This is a genomic window from Rhodococcus sp. USK13, from assembly GCF_018343855.1.
GTDB classification, from domain to species: Bacteria; Actinomycetota; Actinomycetes; order Mycobacteriales; family Mycobacteriaceae; genus Rhodococcus_F; species Rhodococcus_F oxybenzonivorans.
The window spans coordinates 7,173,702-7,180,276 of the sequence record NZ_CP069242.1 but is presented as its reverse complement, the minus strand read 5'-3'; the positions used below and the strand labels follow the sequence as shown (position 1 = coordinate 7,180,276).

General features: G+C 61.0%; 4 protein-coding genes and 1 rRNA gene. 1 reads left to right on the top strand and 4 read right to left on the bottom strand.

Features of this window, described 5'->3' with window-relative positions; translation table 11 throughout:
* Positions 1-685: 685 nt before the first annotated feature.
* The 4 genes from JQT59_RS35600 to JQT59_RS38595 form a co-directional block, all read right to left on the bottom strand.
* Complete coding sequence (locus tag JQT59_RS35600) at positions 686-1,249, bottom strand: dihydrofolate reductase family protein (protein WP_213574387.1); 564 nt, start codon at positions 1,247-1,249, stop codon at positions 686-688.
* Positions 1,250-1,279: 30 nt separating this feature from the next.
* Positions 1,280-1,426: a hypothetical protein gene (locus tag JQT59_RS35595; protein WP_213574385.1), complete on the bottom strand. Its 147-nt coding sequence runs from the start codon at positions 1,424-1,426 to the stop codon at positions 1,280-1,282.
* A 158-nt stretch (positions 1,427-1,584) separates the two neighbouring features.
* Positions 1,585-1,878: a transposase gene (locus JQT59_RS35590; protein WP_249354078.1), complete on the bottom strand. Its 294-nt coding sequence runs from the start codon at positions 1,876-1,878 to the stop codon at positions 1,585-1,587.
* 432 nt (positions 1,879-2,310) lie between these two features.
* Entirely contained in the window at positions 2,311-2,574 is a 264-nt protein-coding gene (locus JQT59_RS38595) for an ATP-binding protein (RefSeq protein ID WP_213574383.1), read from the bottom strand.
* Between the two features lie 2,222 nt (positions 2,575-4,796).
* Between JQT59_RS38595 and JQT59_RS35580 the strand changes: the two genes are divergently transcribed.
* Positions 4,797-6,313 (top strand): 16S ribosomal RNA (locus JQT59_RS35580).
* Positions 6,314-6,575 lie beyond the last annotated feature (262 nt).

The window sequence follows — 6,575 nt, the reverse complement described above, 5'->3', positions numbered from 1 at the left end:
TCCAGTATGTGAGCGCGCCGCATCCGGACGGATTTGATATATCGCGGGCGGTCAAGGGATGGTTTCCAATTCGAATCCCGGTTTCGCTTGATCAATGGAATCGATGTTGCTTATCGATGTTGCTTGTGGAATAACTGCACCGATTGAGACCACGCCTTGTGGGCATCTGGGGTTGTGCCAGACAGTGATTTGTCGGCGATAGTTTGTTACGTACGAGTGCGCCGGCTCTGTTCAATGCGGTCTTGGTCACGGTCGTATTCGATGCTGCCTTCGGGCGTAAATGCGCGGTCACCGGCATCATCAGTCGACGCGGCCGGCCGAAACCGTTGTCGGACTACGACAATGTCTACATTGCACCAGTACCGATCGCGCGCACGACACCGTGGTGCCGACCAGACCCATACACGACCTACAAAGAGTTCCGGGCCTCGGCCGCAGCCGGAATCCGCGGCGCAGGAAAGACCATGAGGTGAATCTCGTCCAGCGGCATACTCTTGAACCGCGGACGAAGAGAGATTTGTCCCAGTCATCTGTGACGCGATAGCTCCGCGCTCGGCTTCGCTACCGCCGAGGGTGCCAGCGGCATCTGAAACTGACTTCGTTCCGGCAACCGAAATTTGGCCCTCTGGGTTGGTTGGTTAGTCCTCGGTGGTTCGGCCGGTGGGTGCTCGGCGGGACGCGTCGGCTAGCGGGCTACGCGGTAGCGGAGGTAGACCACTTTCGAATTGAGGGTGCGGGACTCGATGAGATCGAGCTCCACCCGATTCTCGCGTTGGGGAAAGAAAGTGCGGCCGCCGCCCAGCAGCACCGGGTAGACCCTTGCCCGGTACTCGTCGATGAGCCCCAACGCGGCCGCCTCGGCGGCGAGAGTCGCTCCGCCGACCGCGATGTCGCCCTCCGCCGGTTCGGCTCGCAATTGCTCGATCTCATCCGCCAGACCGCTGGACGCCAGGCGGGCGTTTCCCTGCACCGCCGACAGTGTGGTGGAGAACACCAACTTCGGGAGCCCTCTCCAAAGCGCGGCGAATTCGAGCGTTGAGTAGTCGAGCGACGGGTTCTGGTCGGCGGTCTCCCAGTACAGCATGGTCTCGTACAGCCGTCGTCCGAGCAGATGGACGCCGACCCGGCGTACCTCGTCAGTGGCGAGGTTGAAAACCTCTTGGTCGGGTGAGCTCCAGTCGAAGGACCCGTCGGGCCCGACGACGTAGCCGTCCAGCGACACGGCCATCGAGTAGGTCACGCTGCGCATCAGGAGCTCCCCTCAGTAGCGGATTCGACTTCATAGTGAGTTGACCATCGCGCAACCAGTCGTGTCACGCGGCTTGCCGATGACCTCCTGATTCGTGGTCGTCGGGTTTCCGATGAGGATGCCCTTCTCGAACTTCGCGTCGGCGCGGACGAGGGCGACGAGGTGGGGTGCGTTCACGGCACGCCATCCGGATGGGTGGGCTCATGAGTGTGAACGCCTTCGCGATACCGGCGCGCGGGTGCCGGGTCCCTTGGTGACTCAGTGCCGGAGCCGCACGGTGGTGAAGGTCGACTCGAACGGGTGGTGTGCAGGGGGATCCAGTGCTCGGCCGGTAGTCATAGAAAGAAGGCGAGCAGCACATCGAGGTCGTCGGTGACCTTTGCGGTCGCCTTGGGACACTTGGAGGCGTAGTCGGCGGCGAACGTCTTCGCCGCGCCCCGGGCGTGCTCCTTTTCTTTGGTGTTCCAGATCTCGGCTAGTGCAGCCTTTGCGCCAGGCTGGGCGGACCTGGGCAGCGCGTTGAGCACGTTGGCAATCTTGTGGAACCAATAACCGCTGCTCGCCGGTGTCGGGGAGCACCTGCCGCAGGGCAACCCAGAACCCGAGACCGCCGACGCCGATGCGAGCACCGGGGCCTGCAACCTGCGACGCTTGCACGAGCGGAGCAGGTCGAGCCAGGACTCCGAAATTCGCGGTGTCCGTCGTCGAAGGCGACCAGTTCCTTGGTGCCGTCAGCACGCACGCGACGATGACCAGCAGGCACACCTGTCCTGCTCGAGTCGGACCTCGGGTGGATCCCGTCGACCCCCCACATGCAGACGAAGTCGGTGTCCGTCAGCGAGCGCATGTTGAACGCCTTAGCCTCCTCCTGCCAGTGCTTGGTCATCCGGGTGATGGTGGCCGTCGACAGGCCGCTGCTGCTGCCAAGGAACTGCCCCAACGCCGGGCCGAAGTCCGAGGACGACAGGCAATGCAGGTACAGCAGGGGCATCACCGCGGCGGCCTCGGCCTGCAGTGCCGCCGGAGCATCTATCTCGTTCGGGAGGTGCGCCCGCTTCAGGTCACCCGCCGAGGGTGATCCACAGGTTCTGACTATTGCTCGATGGTGATCGAGCGGTGCTCACCCTGGAAGGCGCGGATCGCGAGCCGATCGCCAGAAGAGTCTTGCTGGTGCCGGGCGGTCCGAAGACCACGTTGCCTTCCGCGGTCACGAAGCCGAGGGTTCCCGGGTCCGCGAAGGTGTCTCGCTCGAGGCCGCGGGCGTAATCGAAGTCGAAGTCGAAGGCCTTTAACGAGTTGCGGGCGGGGAATCGCGCCGCCCGCATCTGCGATCCACCGTCGTGGCTTCCATGGCCGGACCTCCCGCTGCAGGCAAGCGACCAGGAATACTTCCTGGGTCCAGTTCTCGGACGGGCGCGCTCGATCAATCGGCCGGCAACGCCACGCAGGGTCGGCTCTTTCAGAGCGCGGGTGAGGAGGCTCAACCCCGCTGTCGGGTCCCGATCCGGCGTTCTAATATTCGCGGTCATTAAGCCACCACTCCGTCGTAGTCGCGATCCATCTCGGTGGTCCGGTCCTGTCGGTAGACCAATGCACTGCGGTCCCGGCCCAGTGCCGCAGTGGCTTTCACATGATCGGGGGTTGCAGATGTTTGTTGTGTCGCCGTTGGAGTCGAGGCGGATGTAGTGATCGCGGGCCAACCTGTAGTGATCGCGGGCCAACCGGGTCAACTGCTTCCCGCGGTGACTGGGGGACCGGGGGCAGGGCGAGCATCGAAGCCCTGGCCGGCGTTCGATCCATTGCCGCGGAAACCCTGCCTGGGTCGGTTCGCGTTTTGCGTGTGCCGACACCACCGGCTCGCGCCTTCGCCATCCCGCACCCTGGGCACCGTAGCCCGCGAACGGGTTCTCGGCGCCGCGGGTATGCGCCAGCACCCGATAGCCACCGCGATAGCCGCAGGTCATCGTCCGGACCGGTAGTTTCGTCGGCGTCCGCGCCCTCCTTGGTTGCACGTGCTTCGGGAATCACGCTCTTCGTGTGTCGGGCCGGCGCTCTGGAGGCGACGGCGTTTCCCCGTGAGTAACCAATCAAACTATGAGGCAACGGTTCTCGACGCCTTCATGTCCTCAGATCGAAAAGTCTCTTTGTCTATGGTCGTTGAGGTGGCGCGGTTCAAGGCTCCTACCGACTCCTCGTCCCGTCATCACCCGGTTGGCCATGCGTGCCGAGAAGTCTCCTCGGAAGGTTGAAGACGCCCAGAGGTTTATGACGCGAAGAGGTGTGCGCTCATGACTGGTTTCTGCAGGCCGGCGCCGACCAACGGCACGGTCACCTGCACGGCCGGGGTGTCGGAATCGGCGTACTCATCAGCGGCTTGGGTCGATACCAGCGGCCGCAACGCTGGAATCCGCTGGCCCCTCCGGAAGGCGGGAACTGAGGTCTGCTGCGCCGCTTTGGAAGGTTCGAGTGCCTCCTCGGTCCTGGTCCTTTGCCGCGGTCACCGGGTGCGTTATCTCAGTCACCACGCTGAGAGCAGACGCCGACATACGCGGGCAGCGTGACTGCATCGAGGGTCTGCCCGCGCTGCTTCGCTAGGCATCCGACCCCGTCGCGCTCAATGAGCCGGCATTCTGTCGATTGGTGATTCCCGTACTCACCTCAGGAGTGCAGACTCCCATGGTTGTCGACACTTCACTGGGTGCAGTTGGATGTAACGACGGCCGCACGAAGGGCGCTCGGTCATCTTCGACGGCACCCTTTTGACTGCCGCCGAAGATGAAGACTGAGCCCCCGCGTTGCATTCACATCTACCCGATCGCGTGGGCTGGGCTGCCCCGAGGCCGAAGAGCTGTAGCGGTGTCGATCGCTCTCGGCTCGTTGTTGAGGGTGACCATGTCGTCCGATCAATCCCGCTCCACCGGCGGGCTGGATGGTTGCCTCGTTCGGCGCGACCAGCTTCGGCCAGAACATAAATGAAACTGGCGAGTTCGGGTTCCGCATCGGGGCCGAGAACTCTCAGAAGGTCATAATCCGCGTGCGACCTGGCGATTTGGAATGTACGCCCCTGTCGCGTAACTTATTCGAAGTCAGAGCGACACGGACACCGACTCCGCCCGCAGGGCTGGGACACGAGGTTGTACGGAGTGCCTGGCGAAAAATCTTGAAGTCGGCCATCGTGTATGGTTGTGCTTCTTCCCCGGAGAGTTTTCATGGAGTACTGGTTTGCGCTGGTGCGTCCGGGGAGATAAGGTGGAACGGTTGCCCCGGAGCGGCTAGCGAGTGTGCTGGTGGTGATGGTGTGTGCGTGTTCTTTGAGAACTCAACAGTGTGTCGATGAATGTCAGTGCCAAATGTTTTTGGTACTCCGCATCACGGATGATCGGCTGGGCCTTTGGGTTTGGTTGTGAGTGGTGTGGGTATTTGCTGGCTCTTTCTCCTTCTTCCGTCGGAGAGGGGGTCAGTGTGATTGAGCTAGTTTGAGTTTTTGATCGCTAGTGATTTGACTCGATGTCTATGACTGATTGGGGTTCGCCTCTTTCTAGAGTCTTCAACGGAGAGTTTGATCCTGGCTCAGGACGAACGCTGGCGGCGTGCTTAACACATGCAAGTCGAGCGGTAAGGCCCTTCGGGGTACACGAGCGGCGAACGGGTGAGTAACACGTGGGTGATCTGCCCTGCACTTCGGGATAAGCCCGGGAAACTGGGTCTAATACCGGATACGACCTTCGGCTGCATGGCTGGGGGTGGAAAGGTTTACTGGTGCAGGATGGGCCCGCGGCCTATCAGCTTGTTGGTGGGGTAATGGCCTACCAAGGCGACGACGGGTAGCCGACCTGAGAGGGTGACCGGCCACACTGGGACTGAGACACGGCCCAGACTCCTACGGGAGGCAGCAGTGGGGAATATTGCACAATGGGCGAAAGCCTGATGCAGCGACGCCGCGTGAGGGATGAAGGCCTTCGGGTTGTAAACCTCTTTCAGCAGGGACGAAGCGAAAGTGACGGTACCTGCAGAAGAAGCACCGGCTAACTACGTGCCAGCAGCCGCGGTAATACGTAGGGTGCAAGCGTTGTCCGGAATTACTGGGCGTAAAGAGTTCGTAGGCGGTTTGTCGCGTCGTTTGTGAAAACTCACAGCTCAACTGTGAGCTTGCAGGCGATACGGGCAGACTTGAGTACTGCAGGGGAGACTGGAATTCCTGGTGTAGCGGTGAAATGCGCAGATATCAGGAGGAACACCGGTGGCGAAGGCGGGTCTCTGGGCAGTAACTGACGCTGAGGAACGAAAGCGTGGGTAGCGAACAGGATTAGATACCCTGGTAGTCCACGCCGTAAACGGTGGGCGCTAGGTGTGGGTTCCTTCCACGGAATCTGTGCCGTAGCTAACGCATTAAGCGCCCCGCCTGGGGAGTACGGCCGCAAGGCTAAAACTCAAAGGAATTGACGGGGGCCCGCACAAGCGGCGGAGCATGTGGATTAATTCGATGCAACGCGAAGAACCTTACCTGGGTTTGACATATACCGGAAAGCCGTAGAGATACGGCCCCCTTGTGGTCGGTATACAGGTGGTGCATGGCTGTCGTCAGCTCGTGTCGTGAGATGTTGGGTTAAGTCCCGCAACGAGCGCAACCCTTGTCTTATGTTGCCAGCACGTAATGGTGGGGACTCGTAAGAGACTGCCGGGGTCAACTCGGAGGAAGGTGGGGACGACGTCAAGTCATCATGCCCCTTATGTCCAGGGCTTCACACATGCTACAATGGCCAGTACAGAGGGCTGCGAGACCGTGAGGTGGAGCGAATCCCTTAAAGCTGGTCTCAGTTCGGATCGGGGTCTGCAACTCGACCCCGTGAAGTCGGAGTCGCTAGTAATCGCAGATCAGCAACGCTGCGGTGAATACGTTCCCGGGCCTTGTACACACCGCCCGTCACGTCATGAAAGTCGGTAACACCCGAAGCCGGTGGCCTAACCCCTTGTGGGAGGGAGCCGTCGAAGGTGGGATCGGCGATTGGGACGAAGTCGTAACAAGGTAGCCGTACCGGAAGGTGCGGCTGGATCACCTCCTTTCTAAGGAGCATCTCCAGTCATGTACCGCTGAACAGTCAGTGGATGATGGTCTGGCAGAGGCCATTTCGGATGCGTATGTCATCCGGTGGTTGCTCATGGGTGGATCGCTGACAAGTATTGGTTCTCAACTGCCGGCCTGTGTGTTGGTGGGAGAGCGAATTATATCGACATACTGTTGGGTCCTGAGAGAACACGTGAGTGTTTTTTCTTTCAGGAATGTGACGATCCGGTTCGGATGTCAGGCAGACCGCATCACTTTTGG